The organism is Streptomyces sp. NPDC044984, from assembly GCF_040646935.1.
Classification (GTDB): domain Bacteria; phylum Actinomycetota; class Actinomycetes; order Streptomycetales; family Streptomycetaceae; genus Streptomyces.
The window spans coordinates 43,319-60,697 of sequence record NZ_JBEZBE010000033.1; the positions used below are offsets into that span (position 1 = coordinate 43,319).

A 17,379-nucleotide genomic window follows, 5' to 3' on the forward strand; every position below is an offset into this window, starting at 1 on the left:
TCAGGCGCCGTTCGGCCACGGCCTCACCGGCGTCGTCAGGACGACGGAGCCGGTCCGGGCGGTGATGTCCTCGACGGTGACGCCGGGAGCCGTCTCGACCAGGGCGAGGCCGTCGGGGGTGACGTCGAGGACGCCGAGGTCGGTGATGACCCGGTGGACGCACCGCTCGCCGGTGAGGGGGAGGGTGCACTCGTCGAGGATCTTGGGGGTGCCGTCCTTGGCGGTGTGCTCCATGAGGACGATGACGCGGCGGGCGCCGTGGACCAGGTCCATGGCACCGCCCATGCCCTTGACCATCTTGCCGGGGATCATCCAGTTGGCGAGGTCGCCGCGGGCCGAGATCTGCATGGCGCCGAGCACGGCGGTGTCGATGTGGCCGCCGCGGATCATGCCGAAGGAGAGCGCGGAGTCGAAGAAGCTCGCGCCGGGCAGCACGGTGACGGTCTCCTTGCCGGCGTTGATCAGGTCGGGGTCGACCTCGTCCTCGCGCGGGTAGGGGCCGGTGCCGAGGATGCCGTTCTCCGAGTGGAGCACGACGTGGACGCCGGGCGGGAGGTGGCCGGGGATCAGGGTGGGCAGGCCGATGCCCAGGTTGACGTAGGAGCCGTCGGTGAGTTCGGCGGCGGCGCGGGCGGCCATCTGGTCGCGGGTCCAGCTCATGGGCGTACGGTCCCTCGTGTCGAAGACGCGGACATGGTGAGGCGCTCCACGGGCTTGTCGGCTGCCTGCTCGGCGGTGAGCGCCACGACCCGCTGCACGTAGACGCCGGGCAGGTGGACCTCGTCGGGGTGGAGTCCGCCCGGTTCGACGAGTTCCTCGACCTCGGCGACGGTGACGCGGCCGGCCATGGCGGCGAGGGGGTTGAAGTTGGCGGCGGCGCGCCGGAAGACCAGGTTGCCGTGGCGGTCGCCGCGCCAGGCCCGCACCAGCGCGAAGTCGGTGGCGATGCCGTGCTCCAGCACGTGTGCGCGGCCGTCGAAGTCACGGGTCTCCTTGGGCGGGGAGGCGACCGCCACCGTCCCGTCGGACGCGTACCGCCAGGGCAGCCCGCCCCGCGCCACCTGGGTGCCGACGCCCGCCGGGGTGTAGAAGGCGGGGATGCCCGCGCCGCCCGCGCGCAGGCGTTCGGCGAGGGTGCCCTGCGGGGTCAGCTCGACCTCCAGTTCGCCGGAGAGGTACTGGCGGGCGAACTCCTTGTTCTCGCCGACGTAGGAGCCGGTGACCCGGGTGATGCGGCCGGCGGCGAGCAGGACGCCGAGACCGCGGCCGTCCACGCCGCAGTTGTTGGACACCACCTCCAACGAGGTCGTGCCCCGCTCGTACAGGGCGCGGATCAGGACTTCGGGTACGCCGCTGAGGCCGAAGCCGCCGACGGCGAGTGAGGCACCGTCGGGGATGTCGGCGACCGCCTCGGCGGCGTCGGCGCGGACCTTGTTCATGTGCGGATCGCCTTTCGGCTCGGGGCGCCGGACAGGACGGCGGACCGGCCGCCGTCCACGACGAGGCCGGCGCCGGTGAGGGGGGCGGCCTCGTCGGAGGCCGGGACGGCGGCCGGGAGGACGGCCGGGTCGACGGCGTCGCCGGGGTGCCCCGGCCGCCCGAGCGGGAGGTGGCGGTGGACGCCGTCCACCGGGTGCTCGTCGGCGGGCAGGTCGCCGCGCGAGCCCCCGGCGCCGGTCGTCCCGGGGCCCACGCAGTGCGCGCGGACGCCGTGTGGTGCGCCCTCGGCGGCGAACCGCAGCGCGGCGGCCCGGCCCCGGCCCCGCCCCGTCCCGGAGATCAGCGCCCCCCTGCCTTCCAGCCGCTTCACGGCGTCCCCTCGCGCAGGGCGTCGGAGACGGACTTGACGCCGCCGTGCGCGGTCAGGCCGCCGTCCACCGGGATCTCCGCGCCGCTGATGAACGACGCGTCGTCGGACAGCAGGAACACGACCAGGGGCGCCACCTCGCCGACGGTGCCGGTACGTCCGAGCGGGGTCTCGCGGAGGTTGGCCTCGCGGAACGCCGGGGCGGCGGAGGCGGTCATCTCGGTTTCGACGTAGCCGGGGTGGATCGTGTTGACGCGGATGCCGCGCGGCCCCAGCTCCAGGGCGGCGGTCCTCGACAGGCCGCGCAGCGCCCACTTGCTGGTGGTGTAGGCGACCGGGTAGTGCGCGGTGAGGGCCGCCGAGGAGCCGACGTTGACGACCGAGGAGCCGGGCGGCATGAGCGGCGCGAGGTGCTGGATGCCCAGCATCGGGCCGGTGACGTTGACCGCGTGGACGCGGGCCATGTCCTCGGGGCGTACCTCGTCCAGGCGGGCCCGCCAGGTGACGCCGGCGTTGTTGACCAGGCCGTGCACCTGCCCGTACGACTCCCGCAGCTCGGCCGCGAGTTCGGCCCAGTCCTGCTCGCTGGTCACGTCGAGGCGCCGGCAGCCGGGCGCCTCGGTGACGTCGGTGGCGATGACCCGGGCGCCCTCCCGGGTGAGCGCCTCGGCCTCGGCGGCGCCCTGCCCGCGGGCGGCGCCGGTGACCACGACGACCTTGCCGAGCAGCCTCTTGGGACGCAGGTCGCTCACGGCCGCTCCCGGGACCGGCGCCGGCCGGCCGGCAGCGGGACGGGCTCCACACCGGGGACGACGGTGTTGGTGAGGGTGCCGAGGCCCTCGACGGTGAGGGTGACGGTGTCGCCGGGCTTCAGCGGCGGCGGGGTCCGCTCGCCGCGCCGGCCCCAGAGTTCGGCGAGGCAGCCGCCGTTGCCGCAGGTGCCGGAGCCCAGGACGTCGCCGGGCACCACCCGGGTGCCCCGGGAGGCGTAGGCGGTCATCTCCTCGAAGGTCCAGCTCATGTTGGACAGCAGGTCCTCGCCGACGACCGCGCCGTTGACCTCGGCGGTCAGCGCCAGCCGCAGGAAGCCGTCGGTGTCCCGGTACGGCTCCAGTTCGTCGGCGGTGACGAGGTAGGGGCCGAGGCTGGTGGCCGTGTCCTTGCCCTTGCAGGGGCCGAGGCCCACCTTCATCTCCGCGCCCTGGAGGTCGCGGGCGGACCAGTCGTTGAAGACCGTGTAGCCGACGATGTGGTCGCGGGCACGTTCGGGGGTGAGGTCGCGGCCCTCCCGGCCGATCACGGCGCCCACTTCGAGCTCGAAGTCGAGCACGGCCGAACCGGGGGGTACGGGGATGCCGTCCTCGGGGCCGTAGACCGCGTGCGGGTTGGTGAAGTAGAAGGTCGGGGCCGCGTACCACTGCTCGGGGACGCCGCCGGTGCCCTCCACGGACCGGCGCACCCCCTCCACGTGCTCCTCGAAGGTCACGAAGTCCCGCACCGAGGCGGGCCGGAGCGGGGGCAGCAGCCGGACCTGGGAGACGTGCGGCCCGGGGGGCACGTCCAGGGCCGCGGCGCCGGCGGCGAGCAGCCCGGGGAGTCCGCCGGTCTCCTGGATCAGTGCGGTGAGCGAGGTGACGCCCGGCAGTGGGAAGAGGGTGCCGTCCTCTTCGGCGACCGCCACCCGGCGGCGGTGTCGGTGTTCGTAAGCGGCGAAACGCATGGTGCGGCTCCAGCGGCGTGTGATCGGGCACCGGGGACGCGGCGGCGCGCGTCGGGGCAGGGCCGTACGGCCGCGTCCCCGGAGCCGGCGGGGTGGTTCAGACCGGCGGGGCGACGAAGACGCCGCGGTCGGGGTCGTTGAAGGACTCCTTGGCGACGAGTTCGTTCATGGGGTTGGCGGTGCCCCACTGGTCGGTGACCTCGGGCCGGGAGAAGTCGTAGACGTGGGGGTGCCAGGTGTCCTCGTCCAGGCACTCCAGCTCGGTGGTGTACTCGACGGTGTTGCCGTGCGGGTCGAGGAAGTAGGTGAAGGTGTTGTCGCCCGCCATGTGCCGTCCCGGACCCCAGATCTTCTTGAAGCCCGCGCGGATGACGCGCCCGGAGCCGCGCATGTACTCGTCGATGCCGCGCATCTCGAAGGAGACGTGGTGCAGGGAGGTGTGCGGGCCCTTGGCCAGCGCCATCGAGTGGTGCTGGTTGGAGATCCGCATGAAGTGCATGACCTCGCCCATGTGCGGCGAGCTGAGCGTGTCGGACAGCGCGAAGCCGAGGTGGCGCTCGTACCACGCGCGGGTGCGGTTCAGGTCGGGCGAGTTGAGGACGACGTGGCTCAGCTTGACCGGGATGGACTCCTTCTCCTCGATCTTGCGGTGCTGCCTGACCTCGACGTCGGCGGAGACCTCGACGGTGCGGCCGTCGACGTCGAAGAAGCGGAAGCCGTAGCCGCCGCCGGGGGTGTCGACCTTGCCGGGCCGGGAGATCAACTGGACGCCGCCCGCGAGCAGCCGCTCGGCGAGGGTGTCGACGTCCTCGCGCGAGGCGGCGCCGTAGGAGACCAGGTCGAGGCGCTTCTCGTCGGCCCTGCGCAGCCGGACGACGTACTGCTCGGGGGAGCCCTCGGCGGCCAGGAAGGAGATCCCGGAGTCCTCGGCGACCTTGGTCAGGCCCCAGACGCCGGCGTAGAAGTCGAGCTGCTTGTCGTAGTCGGGCACGGCGAGGTCGACGTGCCGCAGATGGGTGAGCAGGCGCATGGTGTCAGTCCTTCCGGAGGAGGGCGGCGGCGTTGCCGCCCCGTACGGCGTCGAAGTCGGTCTCGGACAGCTGTGCGGCGCGCAGGGCGGCCACGGGGTCCTCGGTGCCCATGTCGAAGGGGAAGTCGGAGCCGAGCAGGACCCGGTCGGCGCCGGCGACGCGCACCAGTTCGCGCAGGACGTGCGGGTCGTGGACGAGGGAGTCGAAGTACAGGCGCCCGAGGTAGCTGCTGGGCGGGTGGGCGCAGCCGGCGCCCGCGTCGGAGCGGGTGGACCAGGCGTGGTCGGAGCGGCCGATGTGGGTGGGCAGGTAGCCGCCGCCGTGCGCGGCGATCACCTTCAGACCCGGATGCCGGTCCAGGACGCCTGAGAAGATCAGGTGGGACAGCGCGACGGCGTTCTCCGTGGGCTGCCCGACCGTGTTGGACAGGTACCACCGGTCCAGCCGCTCGTCGAGCGTGCAGCCGAAGGGATGCAGGAAGAGCAGTGCGCCGGTCTCCTCGGCGCGGGCCCAGAAGGGTGCGTAGGCCGGGTCGGAGAGTTCGCGGCCGGGGGCGTGGCTGGAGATCTCCACGCCGAGCAGCCCCTGCGCGAGGGCGTGGTCGAGCGCGTCGACCGCGAGCGCCGGGTGCTGGAGCGGGACCAGGCCCAGTCCGCGCAGCCGGCCGGGTGCGGCCGAACAGTGCGCGGCGGTCGCCTCGTTGGCCAGCCGGTACACCTTCTCGGCGGTCTCCTCGCCGGCCCAGTAGTGGTAGTGCGAGGGGGAGGGGCTGACCAGCTGGACGTCCACGCCCTGCGCGTCCATCGCCGCCAGCCGCACGGTGACGTCGGTCAGGCGGGGGAAGCGCTCGCGGACCATGGGGCCGCTGACCGCGAGGGCGGCGGGGCCGTTGCGGCGGGCGTCCAGCGCGCGCGCCTCGGCCAGTCCGGGCCGCCCCTCGACCAGCGCCTCGACCTCGGGCAGCAGGACGTGCGCGTGCACATCCACGGTGGGCGTGTCCGCGGCGTTCACGGCAGTTCCCTGAGCATGGTCATGGTGCGGGCCATCAGCCCGGGCACGTCGGCGTCCCGCACCCCGTCGAGCTGCCACCGCCCGATCTGGACGGACGCCTCCACGACCGGCCGGACCCGGGCGATCCGCCGCTCGTGGTACGCCTGGAACAGGGCGTCGTCCCAGGTGCCGGACTCGGTGAGCATCCGGGCGAGCACCCACGCGTCCTCCAGGGAGAGGGCGGCCCCCTGCGCGAGGGTGGGCGGGCAGCAGTGCGCGGCGTCACCGATCAGCACGACCCGGCCGCGGTGCCAGGAACCCTCGACCAGCATGCGGTCGAACCAGGTGTAGTTGACCTTCGCCGGGTCGGTGATGTGCGCGGTGATCTCCGGCCAGAAGCCGCCGTAGTGCCGGGTGAGGCGGCGCATCTCGTCCGCGTACGACTCGGGGGGTATCCCGGCGCGGTCGCGGCTGGCCTCGACGACGTACGCGTAGAGCGTCGTCTCGCTGGTGGGGCAGTACCCGGCGATGTACGCCGGGCCGCCGTAGGCGAGGTCGGTACGGGTGACGCCGGCCGGGCGGGGGGCCGCGACGCGCCAGATGGCCATGCCGGTCGGTTCGGGCCTGTCGGTGATGCCGATCGCGGCGCGGGTGGCGCTGCCGAGGCCGTCGGCGGCGACCACCAGGTCGTAGCGGTGCTCGGAGCCGTCGGAGAGCCGGACGGAGACCCCGTCGGCGTCCTGGCCCAGGATCTCGGCGGTGGTGCCCAGGCGCACGGTGGCGCCACTGGCGCGTACGGCGTCGATGAGGATCCGCTGGAGTCGCGGTCGCTGCATGCCGACCGTGGCGGGCAGGTCGTCGCCGCCGGTGCGCAGGTCGTCCTGGACGTGCAGGACGGTGCCGTCGGGGGCGGTGATGCCGACCGAGCCGAAGCCGTGACCGGACGCCTCCACCCGCTCCCAGACGCCCAGTTCGCGCAGGACGCGCAGGGCGTTGCCCTGGAGGGTGATGCCGGAGCCGGCGGTGGCGTTCCAGTCGTCCTTGGCCTCGATCAGGTCCACGGTGAGGCCGGCGCGGCGCAGCAGGATCGTCACGGCGTTGCCGGCCGCGCCGCCGCCGACGACGAGGACCGTGCGGGGATGGGTCATGGGGAACTCCCTTGTTCCTCTGCTTACTTGACGGCGATCGGATTGACGGGGGAGCCGACCGCACCGGTGATGGGCAGGGGCGCGGCGGTGAGCCAGAAGGCGTACCGGCCGTCGGCGGCGCAGTCCTCGGCGAGGGCGTCCAGGTCCCACATCTCACCGATGAGCAGGCCGATGTGCGGGATGGCGACCTGGTGCAGCGGCTGGAAGGCGTGCTCGAACTCGTTGGGACGGACCTCGAACCCCCAGGTGTCGGTGGCGATCGCGGCGATCTCGCTGCCGTGCAGCCAGCCTGCCGAGGTGAACGACAGTCCGGGAGCGGGACCGCCCGCGTAGTCGCCCCAGCCGTCGCCCCGGCGGACCCGGGCGAGCTGACCGGTGCGGACGAGGACGATGTCGCCGCGCCCCACCCGCACACCGTGCGCCTCGGCGGTCGCCGTGAGGTGCTCCTCGGTGATCGCAAAACCGTCCGGCAGCTCGCCGTCCGCACCGAGGACCCGTCCCACGTCCAGGAGCACACCGCGTCCGGCGACGTGCGGCGCCATGTGCTCGATGCCCGTGACCAGGTCGCCGTCGGAGGTGACGACCTTCTCGGCCGGGCGCCCGTTCCACGCCCTGCCGTGGTCGAAGATGTGCCCGAGCCCGTCCCACTGGGTGGAGCACTGCAACGGCATCGCGATCACGTCGTCGGCACCGCCGATGCCGTGCGGGAAGCCCTGGTTGCCGAGGGCCGCGTCCGTGCCGGTGTCCAGCATGGTGTGCACCGGGTTGGTGCGCCGGCGCCAGCCCTTCTGCGGGCCGTTCATGTCGAAGCGCTGCGAGAGGGAGAAGCTGACGCCCCGTCGGATCAGCGCGGCACCTTCACGGCGCTTGGCCTCGTCGAGGAAGTTGAGGGTGCCGAGCACGTCGTCCCCGCCCCAACGGCCCCAGTTGGAGCATGCCTCGGCGGCCTTCGCTATCGCGCCCTCGGGGTCGCTGCGGTCCAGGGTCACCGGGCCGCCTCCGCCACGCAGCGGGTGCGCTGGGCGCCGAGCCCGGTGATGGCGGCGTCCATGACGTCGCCGTCGCGCAGCAGCCGGCCCCAGTGCATGCCGTTGCCGGCCGGGGAGCCGGTGAGCACCAGGTCGCCGGGGAGGAGGCGGGCGGTCCGCGAGGCGTAGGAGACCATCCGCGCCACGTCGAAGATCATGTCCTCGGTGGACTCGTCCTGCATGGTCTCGCCGTTCAGCTTCAGCGTCAGCCGCAGGTCGTCCGTGTCCGCGATCGAGGCGGCGGGCACGATCCACGGGCCCAGCGGTGTGAAACCGGGCGCGTTCTTGCTGCGCAGCCAGTCGGTCCCGATCTGCGGCATGTCCCGGCGGAAGACGGCGGCGCGGTCGGTGAGGTCGTTGGCGATCGTGTAGCCGGCGACGTGGTCGAGGGCCTCCTCGACGGACACCCGGTGGGCGGGTCGGCCGATCACCGCGGTCAGTTCCAGTTCCCAGTCGGGCTTCTCGGCCCAGGACGGCAGCACGACGTCGTCGTAGGGGCCGGTGATCGCGCTCGGCAGACCGACGAACACGTACGGCAGGTCCTCGGCCGCCCGCCGGTCCATGATCTCCGCGGCCTCCGCGCGGCGCTCCTCCTCCGGCCGGTCGTCACCCGGGGCCCGGTGCGCGACGTGCAGATCGATGACGTGCTGACGGTAGTTGGCGCCGGACTGGAACACCTGACGCGGCTCGACCGGCGCGTGCACCCGGAAATCCGCCAGCGGCTCGCGCCGCGGAGCGCTGTCCTCGGCCAGCGCCGTCAGTCGCGGCAGCACCGCGTCCCAGTCGTCCAGGACGTCCCGCACGGTCAAGTCGGCGCCGCCCAGGGCCGGTCGCAGGTCGATCACCCGGGCGTCAGGGGTGACGAGAGCGGGGAAGGCGTTCCCCTCGGGGGCGGAAAGGGTGGCGAGGGCGAAGGGTCCGGCGAAGAGGGCGGACGCGGCTTCAGGTTTCACGGACATGTCCTCCTGATTGCGGTGGCACTAATCTGGACCCGCCACTCGCGATCACGGAAATCAATTCCGTGGATGATGGCCATCCACGCGGCGAATTTCCGCAGGTCGTCGCCGGACAGCTAGGGAATGTGCCGTGAATCTCAGTCGCCTGGACCTCAACCTCGTCGTCGCCCTGCGCGCCCTGCTGGAGGAGCGCAACGTGACCCGTGCCGGGCAGCGCGTCGGCCTCAGCCAGCCGGCGATGAGCGCGGCGCTCTCGCGCCTGCGCCGGCACTTCGACGACGACCTGCTGGCCCGGGTCGGCGGCCACTACGAACTCACCGCTCTCGGACAGGTCCTCCTCGACCGCGCGTCCACCGCGTACGACCTGCTGGAACGTCTCTTCGCCAGCCAGGCGAGCTTCGACCCGGCCAAGGAGAGCCGTGAGTTCAAGCTCGTGGCGTCCGACTACGCGGTCGCCGTCTTCGGCGCCGAACTCGCCCGGGTCGTGCACCAGGAGGCCCCCGGCATCCGACTGCGGTTCGCCCAGACGCCGACCACCGTGGTGGACGCCACGGACACCCTGCTGAGCACCACCGACGGCCTGCTCATGCCGCACGGCGTCATCAGCGACTTCCCCGCCACCGACCTCTACCAGGACCGGTGGGTCTTCCTCGTCGCCGAGGACCACCCGAGCGTCGACGACCGGCTGACCCGGGAAGACCTGGCCCGGCTGCCCTGGGTCACCTACCAGCGCACCTACGACGCCCCGGCCGTCCGCCAGCTCGGCATGCTGGGCATCGAGCCCCGCGTCGAGGTCTCCGTCGACAGCTTCCAGATCATGCCGCTGCTGGTCAGCGGAACCCGGCGCATCGCCCTGATCCAGGCCCGGCTCGCCCGGCTCCTCGCACCGCTCGCCGCCGTACGGGTGGTCGAGCCCCCCTATGAGGCGGTGCCCCTGCGAGAGGCGCTGTGGTGGCACCCGGTGCACACCCACGACGCGGCCCACATCTGGCTGCGGGAGACCGCCGCCCGGGTCGGCGGCCGCATGACCGACGAGGTGGGGACCTGAGCCACGCACCGCCGCAGGGGAGCGGAGCCATCCGCCGGCTGGATGGCGGGTATCCGGTCCATGAATCGTGCCCCGCGAGCGCACGGTGCGCGGGACCGGTGGTCCCGCGAGCGGACGGACCCGGGCAGGCGGACCTTCCCCGTCGCCGACCCGGATCCGCACGTGGCCGCGCCGCCGGCCACCGGCGGTCCGGAGCGGACCCGGACCCTCCGACGGGGTTCCGGGCTCCGCCCGTACGGGGCATCGCGAGCGGGTGATGAGCGCCGCGTAGGCTCCGTGGAGGAGACGGTCTCGCACTCGTCCTCCCCGGATATCCCCCGCGGCCCGTCCTGTTGGCGGACGGGCCGACCGACGTCCACGAACACCGAGGTCCAGGTATGCAGTTCACGACTCGCCCCACCCTGAGCGGCACCTTCGGCATGGTGTCCTCCACCCACTGGCTGGCCTCGCAGTCGGCGATGGCCGTGCTGGAGGACGGCGGCAACGCCTACGACGCCGCCGTGGCCGGGGCCTTCGTCCTGCACGTCGTCGAACCGCACCTCAACGGTCCCGCCGGCGAGGTGCCGATCCTGCTCGCGCCGGCCGGCGGGGAGGTGCGGGTGCTGTGCGGGCAGGGCGTCGCCCCGGCCGGGGCGAGCGCCGCCCACTACCGGGGACTCGGCCTGGACCTCGTCCCCGGCACCGGACCGCTCGCCGCGGCCGTGCCCGGCGCCTTCGACGCCTGGATGCTCCTGCTGCGCGACCACGGCACCAAGACCCTCGCCGACGTCCTGAAGTACGCCGTCGGGTACGCCGAGGACGGGCACCCGTCCGTGGAACGCGTCGGCGAGACCGTCGAGACCGTACGCGAACTGTTCGAGACGGAGTGGACCTCCTCGGCCGAGGTGTACCTGCCCGGCGGCCGGGCGCCCCGCCCCGGTGAGCTCTTCCGCAACCCCGCCCTGGCCGCCACCTGGAAGCGGCTGCTGGACGAAGTCGCCGGAGCCGGGGACCGGGAGGCGCAGATCGACGCCGCGCGGGAGGTGTGGCGGACCGGGTTCATCGCCGAGGCCCTGGTCCGGCAGGCCGGACGTCCCACCATGGACACCAGCGGCGAGCGCCACACCGGCACGCTGACCGCAGCCGACCTCGCCGGCTGGTCCGCGACCTACGAGACCCCGGCGACGTACGACTGGAACGGCTGGACCGTGTGCAAGGCCGGCCCCTGGAGCCAGGGGCCGGTCCTGCTCCAGCAGCTCGCCCTGCTGCCGCCGGAACTGCCCCGCTACGGCTCCGCCGAGTACGTGCACCTGCTGATCGAGGGCTGCAAGCTCGCCATGGCCGACCGCGAGGCCTGGTACGGGGACGCGGCCGAGGTGCCGCTCGACGACCTGCTGTCGGCCGAGTACAACGCCGAGCGGCGGACCGGGGTCGGCCCCCGCGCCTCCCACGACCTGCGGCCCGGCAGCCCGGGCGGGCGCACCCCCCGACTGAGCGCCCACGCGCGCGTGGTGGCCACCGAGGACCCCGGCTCCGGCCCGATGGGCGTCGGCGAACCCACCGTCGCCAAGAGCCCGACGTCCCCCGTGCCCGGCGAACCCGACGTCTTTGCCGACGGCGGCACCCGCGGCGACACCTGCCACCTGGACGTCGTCGACCGCTGGGGCAACATGGTCGCGGCCACCCCCAGCGGCGGCTGGCTCCAGTCCAACCCCGTCGTGCCCGAACTCGGGTTCCCGCTCGGTACCCGGCTGCAGATGACCTGGCTGGAGGAGGGCCTGCCCAACACCCTCACCCCCGGCCGCCGCCCCCGGACCACCCTCACCCCGTCCATAGCCCTGCGCGACGGGGTGCCCGTCATGGCGTTCGGCACGCCCGGCGGGGACCAGCAGGACCAGTGGCAGCTGCACTTCTTCCTCGCGGTCGCCCTGCGCGAGCGGGTGCGCGGCGGACTCGACCTCCAGGGCGCCGTCGACGCCCCCAACTGGCACAACGACAGCTTCCCCGGCTCCTTCTACCCGCGCGGCATGCGCCCCGGCAGCGTCACCGTCGAGTCCCGCACGGACCCCGCGGTGGTGACGGAGCTGCGCCGCCGCGGCCACGAGGTGACGGTCGGCGACGCCTGGTCGGAGGGCCGGCTCTGCGCGGTCGCCCGGGACCCGGACACCGGCGTCCTCTCCGCCGCCGCGAACCCGCGCGGCATGCAGGGGTACGCGGTGGGCCGCTGAGCCCACGGCGCCGCGGACCGGCACCCCGTTTTCATCCCGATTCCACCTGGAGTGCACCGGACGGGCGGGGAATGTCAGTGGCGCGTGCTCTCATGGAGGCATGACCGAGACCAACGAAACCATCGACGAGTTTCTCGCCCGGCACGCCATCGACGTGGAGGAACTGGTCCGCAAGGCCGCCGCGCAGGAGATCGTGCCGCGCTGGCGGCGGCTCGCTGACCACGAGGTGGACCTCAAGGCCGGCCCGCACGACCTGGTGACGGACGCCGACCGCAACGCCGAGCTGTACCTCACGGACGCCCTCGCCGCCCTGCTGCCCGGCTCGGTCGTGGTCGGCGAGGAGGCGGTGCACGCCGACCCGGTGTCGTACGAGGCGCTACAGGCCGAGGCACCGGTGTGGATCGTCGACCCCGTCGACGGCACCCGCCAGTTCGTGCACGGCGACACCGGCTTCTGCACCCTGGTCGCCCTCGCGCGGGGCGGCGTGGTGCACGCCTCCTGGACCTACGCCCCCGCCCGCGACCAGTTCGCCACGGCCGTACGGGGACAGGGCGCCCACCTCAACGGCGAGCGGCTGCGCGCGGGCTCCCCGGAACCCGGCCGCGACCTCCGCGTGGCCACCTCCCACCCGGACTACACCACGGACGAACAGAAGCGCGCCCTGCTCGGCCTGTGGACGGACGGGGTGGCACCCCGCGCCTGCGGCTCGGCCGGCCTGGAGTACCTGGCCATCGCCCGCGGCGAACTGGACGCCACCTCGTTCAGCTGGGAAGCCGCGTGGGACCACGCCGCCGGTCTGCTCCTCGTGGAGGAGGCGGGCGGCACCCACCTCACGCGCGCGGGCGAGCCCTTCAGCATCAGGGGCGGCAACACCCTGCCCTTCACCGCGGCCCGCGACGAGGCCACGGCCCGACGGGTGGCGGAACTGCTGGCGGACGGAGTCTGATGCCGCACCCCTCTCCGGAGGCCCCGGGAGAACGCCGACGGCCCGGCATATCCTGATCCCCCAGTGGCCGTCGGCTGACGAAGGAGTCCGAAGGTGCCGTCGATGCTCGATGCGGTCGTGGTGGGTGCGGGGCCGAACGGGCTGACCGCTGCCGTGGAGCTGGCCCGGCGCGGCTTCTCGGTGGCCCTGTTCGAGGCGATGGGCACCGTGGGCGGCGGCGCCCGCACCGAGGAACTCACCCTCCCCGGCTTCCGCCACGACCCCTGCTCCGCCGCCCATCCCCTCGGCGTCAACTCACCCGCGTTCCGCGCGCTGCCCCTGGAGCGCTATGGACTGGAGTGGCTGCACCCGGAACTCCCCATGGCGCACCCCTTCCCCGACGGCACGGCGGCCGTGCTGTCCCGGTCGGTCGGGGAGACGGCCGCCTCCTTCGGACCGCGTGACGCCGGTGCGTACCGCCGTCTCGTCGAACCCTTCCTGCCCAAGTGGGACACCCTGGCCCGCGACTTCATGTCGCTGCCGCTGACCGCGCTGCCCCGCGACCCGGTCACCCTCGCCCGCTTCGGCCTGCTCGGCCTGCCCCCGTCGACCTGGCTCACCCGCCGCTTCCGCGACGAGCGGGCCCGCACCCTGTTCGCCGGCCTCGTCGCCCACGTCATGGCTCCGCTCGGCGGCTTCGCCACCGGCGCCGTCGGCCTGGTCTTCGCCCTCGCCGCGCACGCCCGCGGCTGGCCCGTCGCCCGCGGTGGCTCCCGGGCCATTTCCGACGCCCTCGCCGCGTACCTCGAGGACCTCGGCGGCAGCGTCCACACCGACTACGAGGTCAAGCGCCTCGACGACCTGCCGCCGGCCCGGGCGTACGTCTTCGACACCTCGCCCACCGCCCTGGCCCGCATCGCCGGCTTCGGCAGCCACTACGCGAACTACCGCTACGGCCCCGGCGTCTTCAAGATCGACTACGCGCTGGACGGCCCCGTCCCGTGGACCGCGCCCCAGGCCCGCACCGCCGGCACCGTGCAGATCGGCGCGGACAGCGACGAGATCGCCGCCGCCCTGCGCGCCGCCTCCCGCGAGGGCCGCGCGCCCGACGCGCCCTTCCTCATCACCGTGCAGCCCGGCGTCGCCGACCCCACCCGCGCCCCGGCCGGCAAGCACGTCTTCTGGGCGTACGGCCATGTGCCGAACGGCTGGACCGGCGACCTCACCGACGCCATCGAACGCCAACTGGAGCGCTACGCCCCCGGTTTCCGCGACCGCGTCCTGGCCCGCGCCACCGCGGGACCGCCCGAACTCGCCGCCCGCAACGCCAACTACGTCGGCGGCGACATCGCCACCGGCGCGGTCTCCGGACTCCAGCTGCTGCTGCGTCCCAAACTGTCCCTGTCCCCGTACGCGACCCCGCACCCCGCCGTCTTCATCTGCTCGTCGGCCACCCCGCCCGGCCCCGGTGTGCACGGCATGTCGGGACACAACGCGGCGAAGGCCGTCTGGAGGAGGCTGCGACAGACATGACCGCCACCATCACCCTCGTCCAGGGCGACATCACCCGGCAGAGCGCCGACGCGATCGTCAACGCGGCCAACTCCTCGCTGCTCGGCGGGGGAGGCGTGGACGGCGCGATCCACCGTCGGGGCGGCCCGGAGATCCTGGCCGAATGCCGCGCCCTGCGCGCTTCCCTCCCCCACTCTCGGCTTCGCTCGAGCGGGGGGACCCCCATCGGCCGGGGCCTGCCGACCGGTCAGGCGGTCGCCACCACCGCGGGCCGCCTCGACGCCCGCTGGGTGATCCACACCGTCGGCCCGGTGCATCAGGCTTCAGGCGGTGATCCCGCGCTGCTCGCCTCCTGCTACCGGGAGGCGCTCCGCGTGGCCGACGAGCTGGGTGCCCGGACGGTCGCGTTCCCGGCGATCTCCACCGGCGTGTACCGGTGGCCGATGGACGACGCGGCCCGCATCGCGGTGGAGACGGTGCGGGACACGCCGACCGCCGTCGAAGAGGTGAGGTTCGTCCTCTTCGACGACCGGGCGTACGAGGCGTTCGTCCGGCAACTCGGCTGACGGAAACCACCGCGATCCCGCGGAGGGCCGGCCGCGGCGGAGCGGCCGTGCGCTGCGGGGCGCGGAGAAGGTGGCCAGGAGGGTACGCGCAGGGGTCGGCGGCGTGACATCTCGGACGGTCTGCCGGCCACCCGCCCTCGCTACAGTGCCGCAGTGGCCGTGAACCGATCCGATTCCGCCGTCCCGGACGAGAGGGGGCGGCACTCCGTGCATGGTGCGGTGTCCCGCGAGGACGGGGGACGGCGCGGGGCCGATCCGTTCCCCTGCGCCCGGAACCATGCCTTCCGGCCTCTCCGTCCCCCGCCCGTCCGCGTCGTGGTGCCCGGCACCCCGCCGGACGACAGCTGACGCTGCCACGTACCGGGTGCGGCCGGTGCGCTCCGAGGCCGGGCACGAGCGAACGGACCGACCCTGCCCGACCGGACGGATCGCCGATGCCCGGGAGCTGAAGGGGACCGTCCCGGAGGGCGCCGTACCCGTCCCCGCTCCCGGCGGAACGCTCTTCGTGCAGCAGCCGTCTACGCCCGGTGGCGGCCGGTGGTGTTCCGAACCCGGCACCGCGCCCCGGCCGCGGGGCACCGCGAGCGTGCGGCCGCCATGCGGCAGACAACCGTGAGATCGAAGGAGAACGAACAATGTCACGCCAGAACAGACCGGGCGGCGGCGAGTCCGCCCGCCCGGCCGGCACCGATGACGGGCCACCGGTCCGCCGCGCGGTGGTGCTGTCCTCGATGGGCGACGACGTGGAGCAGGCCGTGCTGAGGCCCGCCCCGCGCCGTGGCACGGCTGCTACGAGCGACACCGCCACAGCCACCGCCGCCGCCACCGCCGAAGGCACCGCAAGGACTGGCGAGACCGGCGAGACCGGCCGGGGTGAGACGGAAACCCTTCCCACGGCCACTGTCGAGTCCGAGTCCGGGACGGCCTCGGCCGCGAACGAGCCGGAGGCACGGGAAGAGGCCGCGGAACCGGGCACGGACCGCGGAGAACAGCCGGAGACGGCGGCGGGCGCCGCCACACCGGCCCGCACCGCGTCACCGGGCGGCACCGCGTCACCGGGCGGCACCGCAGCTCCCTTGTCCGGACTGGCTGCCGCACTCGGCGGCGCCCGCCGATCCGGAGGGGCCGGGAGGGGGAGCGGCGACGGCGACGGCGACGGTGCGCTGGGGCGGCCGAAGGCCCCCTTGCTGGCCGCCGCCGGGATCGCCGGGGTGATCCTGCTCGCCGTACCTCTGCTGATCATGGTCGGCGACGACCGGGATGATCGGCCCGGGGACCACGCCACCGCGGCTGCCGACTCCCGGGCGCTGCTCGACGGTCAGGAGGCACAGCAGCCGCCGGGCGTCTATGCCGCGGAGCCCTCGAAGGACGACGCTCCGGCGGGCTCGTCGAAGGGCGAGGAAGGCGACGACGAGAAGGACGGCAAGAAGACGGAGGACGGGAAGAAGGAGGTGAAGGACGACGGCAAGGCGTCCCCGGACGTCTCCGGCTCCCACCCCCGCTCCGACTCCGTCGCCGACGCAAGCCCGCAGGCCGCCGCGCAGAGGCAGAAGGAGCAGGACACGGCGAAGGAGTCGGCCCAGCGGACCGAGAGCAAGGCGGACGGGACGGTCACCGTCGCCTCCGCCCGGATCGTCAACGCCGACACCGGCAAGTGCCTCACCGCGAGTTCCCGGGGGGCCGGCGCGGAACTGGTCATCCAGCCCTGCGGAGCCTCGGAGGGCGCCCAGATCTGGTCCTTCCACGACACCGACCGCACCCTGCGCATCGGCGAGGACCTGTGCATGGGGCTGGACGGCGGGTCGGTGGAGAAGGGCACGGCCATCCGGCTGCAGCGGTGCGACGGGTCGAGCGGGCAGAAGTTCAAGATCAATGCCACCGAGGACCTGGTGTCGCTCAAGGCCGGCGACAAGTGCGCCGACGTGTGGTGGGGCAAGGAGGCCAACGGCACGCCGGTCAAGCTGTGGCCCTGCACCGGCACCGCCAACCAGACCTGGCGGCGCGGCTGATCCCGTCCCACCCCCCCCGGACCGGAGGGGTGTCGTCAACAGCCTGCCGGGGCATCGGTGTTGACAGGCCCCGGGCACTCCCGCGCAGCGCGCGCGAGCGCCCGGGGTATGCCCTTTCTGTGTGCGACCTCCCCGGCGGACGATCGCAGCCGGTGTGCGGCATGCGGGTATGCGGCGCACGAGTGTGCGAAACGCGGCGACGGCTGCCGCGCTCGCCCGAACCGGCCCGGCGGTACGACGGCCTGCGGGTGCACGCGGTCGATGGCCACGGAACGGCCGGGTAGGAGATGTGACGCGATCCGCCGAACCATCAGGACCGCACAAACCCCGACGGGATCATTGCTTCGGTTGTGTTCGAGTTCTAGGGTGTGGCTGGCTCAGTAGTTGCTCCGTCACCGCTAGTTGCGATGTCCCCCTGCCGTAACGCCCCCG

General features: G+C 73.6%; 16 protein-coding genes. 6 read left to right on the forward strand and 10 right to left on the reverse strand.

Annotated elements, in window-relative coordinates; genetic code table 11:
* The 10 genes from AB0A94_RS29945 to AB0A94_RS29990 all read right to left on the reverse strand — a co-directional run bounded on the left by AB0A94_RS29945 (window position 1) and on the right by AB0A94_RS29990 (window position 8,683).
* Window positions 1-660 (reverse strand): CoA transferase subunit B, encoded by a 660-nt coding sequence (locus AB0A94_RS29945; RefSeq protein WP_361749065.1) that lies wholly within the window; start codon window positions 658-660, stop codon window positions 1-3.
* Window positions 657-1,439 (reverse strand): CoA transferase subunit A, encoded by a 783-nt coding sequence (locus AB0A94_RS29950; protein WP_361749066.1) that lies wholly within the window; start codon window positions 1,437-1,439, stop codon window positions 657-659. Before AB0A94_RS29950 ends, AB0A94_RS29945 begins: the two co-directional genes overlap by 4 nt.
* A complete protein-coding gene (locus AB0A94_RS29955) occupies window positions 1,436-1,810 on the reverse strand; it encodes an SDR family oxidoreductase (RefSeq protein ID WP_361749067.1) in 375 nt (124 codons plus the stop codon). The genes AB0A94_RS29950 and AB0A94_RS29955 overlap by 4 nt, the downstream gene beginning before the upstream one ends.
* The gene (locus tag AB0A94_RS29960) at window positions 1,807-2,559 is read right to left on the reverse strand and encodes an SDR family oxidoreductase (RefSeq protein ID WP_361749068.1); all 753 of its coding nucleotides are present in this window, start codon (window positions 2,557-2,559) and stop codon (window positions 1,807-1,809) included. Before AB0A94_RS29960 ends, AB0A94_RS29955 begins: the two co-directional genes overlap by 4 nt.
* Complete coding sequence (locus AB0A94_RS29965; protein WP_361749069.1) at window positions 2,556-3,527, reverse strand: fumarylacetoacetate hydrolase family protein; 972 nt, start codon at window positions 3,525-3,527, stop codon at window positions 2,556-2,558. Before AB0A94_RS29965 ends, AB0A94_RS29960 begins: the two co-directional genes overlap by 4 nt.
* A 97-nt stretch (window positions 3,528-3,624) precedes the next feature.
* Window positions 3,625-4,557, reverse strand: a complete 933-nt coding sequence (locus AB0A94_RS29970) for a VOC family protein (RefSeq protein ID WP_361749071.1) — start codon at window positions 4,555-4,557, stop codon at window positions 3,625-3,627.
* A 4-nt stretch (window positions 4,558-4,561) separates the two neighbouring features.
* Window positions 4,562-5,569: an amidohydrolase family protein gene (locus tag AB0A94_RS29975; RefSeq protein ID WP_361749072.1), complete on the reverse strand. Its 1,008-nt coding sequence runs from the start codon at window positions 5,567-5,569 to the stop codon at window positions 4,562-4,564.
* Entirely contained in the window at window positions 5,566-6,696 is a 1,131-nt protein-coding gene (locus tag AB0A94_RS29980) for an FAD-dependent oxidoreductase (RefSeq protein WP_361749073.1), read from the reverse strand. The genes AB0A94_RS29975 and AB0A94_RS29980 overlap by 4 nt, the downstream gene beginning before the upstream one ends.
* 23 nt (window positions 6,697-6,719) lie before the next feature.
* A complete protein-coding gene (locus tag AB0A94_RS29985; RefSeq protein WP_361749074.1) occupies window positions 6,720-7,685 on the reverse strand; it encodes a cyclase family protein in 966 nt (321 codons plus the stop codon).
* Window positions 7,682-8,683, reverse strand: coding sequence for a fumarylacetoacetate hydrolase family protein (locus AB0A94_RS29990; RefSeq protein ID WP_361749075.1), 1,002 nt, complete (start codon window positions 8,681-8,683; stop codon window positions 7,682-7,684). The genes AB0A94_RS29985 and AB0A94_RS29990 overlap by 4 nt, the downstream gene beginning before the upstream one ends.
* Window positions 8,684-8,810: 127 nt before the next feature.
* Between AB0A94_RS29990 and AB0A94_RS29995 the strand changes: the two genes are divergently transcribed.
* From AB0A94_RS29995 to AB0A94_RS30020, 6 genes are all read left to right on the forward strand, one after another.
* Window positions 8,811-9,728 carry a LysR family transcriptional regulator gene (locus tag AB0A94_RS29995; protein WP_361749076.1) on the forward strand — a complete coding sequence of 306 codons (918 nt, stop codon included), beginning with the start codon at window positions 8,811-8,813 and terminating at the stop codon, window positions 9,726-9,728.
* Between the two features lie 377 nt (window positions 9,729-10,105).
* Entirely contained in the window at window positions 10,106-11,935 is a 1,830-nt protein-coding gene (locus AB0A94_RS30000) for a gamma-glutamyltransferase (protein WP_361749077.1), read from the forward strand.
* A 100-nt stretch (window positions 11,936-12,035) separates the two neighbouring features.
* Window positions 12,036-12,881 (forward strand): inositol monophosphatase family protein, encoded by an 846-nt coding sequence (locus AB0A94_RS30005; protein WP_361749078.1) that lies wholly within the window; start codon window positions 12,036-12,038, stop codon window positions 12,879-12,881.
* 102 nt (window positions 12,882-12,983) lie between these two features.
* Complete coding sequence (locus AB0A94_RS30010; protein WP_361749079.1) at window positions 12,984-14,393, forward strand: NAD(P)/FAD-dependent oxidoreductase; 1,410 nt, start codon at window positions 12,984-12,986, stop codon at window positions 14,391-14,393.
* Window positions 14,390-14,938, forward strand: a complete 549-nt coding sequence (locus tag AB0A94_RS30015) for an O-acetyl-ADP-ribose deacetylase (protein ID WP_361749080.1) — start codon at window positions 14,390-14,392, stop codon at window positions 14,936-14,938. The genes AB0A94_RS30010 and AB0A94_RS30015 overlap by 4 nt, the downstream gene beginning before the upstream one ends.
* 635 nt (window positions 14,939-15,573) lie before the next feature.
* The gene (locus AB0A94_RS30020; protein ID WP_361749081.1) at window positions 15,574-16,947 is read left to right on the forward strand and encodes an RICIN domain-containing protein; all 1,374 of its coding nucleotides are present in this window, start codon (window positions 15,574-15,576) and stop codon (window positions 16,945-16,947) included.
* Window positions 16,948-17,379 lie beyond the last annotated feature (432 nt).

Coding starts and splice junctions, on each gene's coding strand:
- AB0A94_RS29980 (WP_361749073.1), bottom strand. CDS start 6,696: ATGACCCATCCCCGCACGGTCCTCGTCGTCGGCGGCGGCGCGGCCGGC.
- AB0A94_RS30015 (WP_361749080.1), top strand. CDS start 14,390: ATGACCGCCACCATCACCCTCGTCCAGGGCGACATCACCCGGCAGAGC.
- AB0A94_RS29950 (WP_361749066.1), bottom strand. CDS start 1,439: ATGAACAAGGTCCGCGCCGACGCCGCCGAGGCGGTCGCCGACATCCCC.
- AB0A94_RS30020 (WP_361749081.1), top strand. CDS start 15,574: ATGTCACGCCAGAACAGACCGGGCGGCGGCGAGTCCGCCCGCCCGGCC.
- AB0A94_RS30000 (WP_361749077.1), top strand. CDS start 10,106: ATGCAGTTCACGACTCGCCCCACCCTGAGCGGCACCTTCGGCATGGTG.
- AB0A94_RS30005 (WP_361749078.1), top strand. CDS start 12,036: ATGACCGAGACCAACGAAACCATCGACGAGTTTCTCGCCCGGCACGCC.
- AB0A94_RS29990 (WP_361749075.1), bottom strand. CDS start 8,683: ATGTCCGTGAAACCTGAAGCCGCGTCCGCCCTCTTCGCCGGACCCTTC.
- AB0A94_RS29970 (WP_361749071.1), bottom strand. CDS start 4,557: ATGCGCCTGCTCACCCATCTGCGGCACGTCGACCTCGCCGTGCCCGAC.
- AB0A94_RS30010 (WP_361749079.1), top strand. CDS start 12,984: ATGCTCGATGCGGTCGTGGTGGGTGCGGGGCCGAACGGGCTGACCGCT.
- AB0A94_RS29965 (WP_361749069.1), bottom strand. CDS start 3,527: ATGCGTTTCGCCGCTTACGAACACCGACACCGCCGCCGGGTGGCGGTC.
- AB0A94_RS29945 (WP_361749065.1), bottom strand. CDS start 660: ATGAGCTGGACCCGCGACCAGATGGCCGCCCGCGCCGCCGCCGAACTC.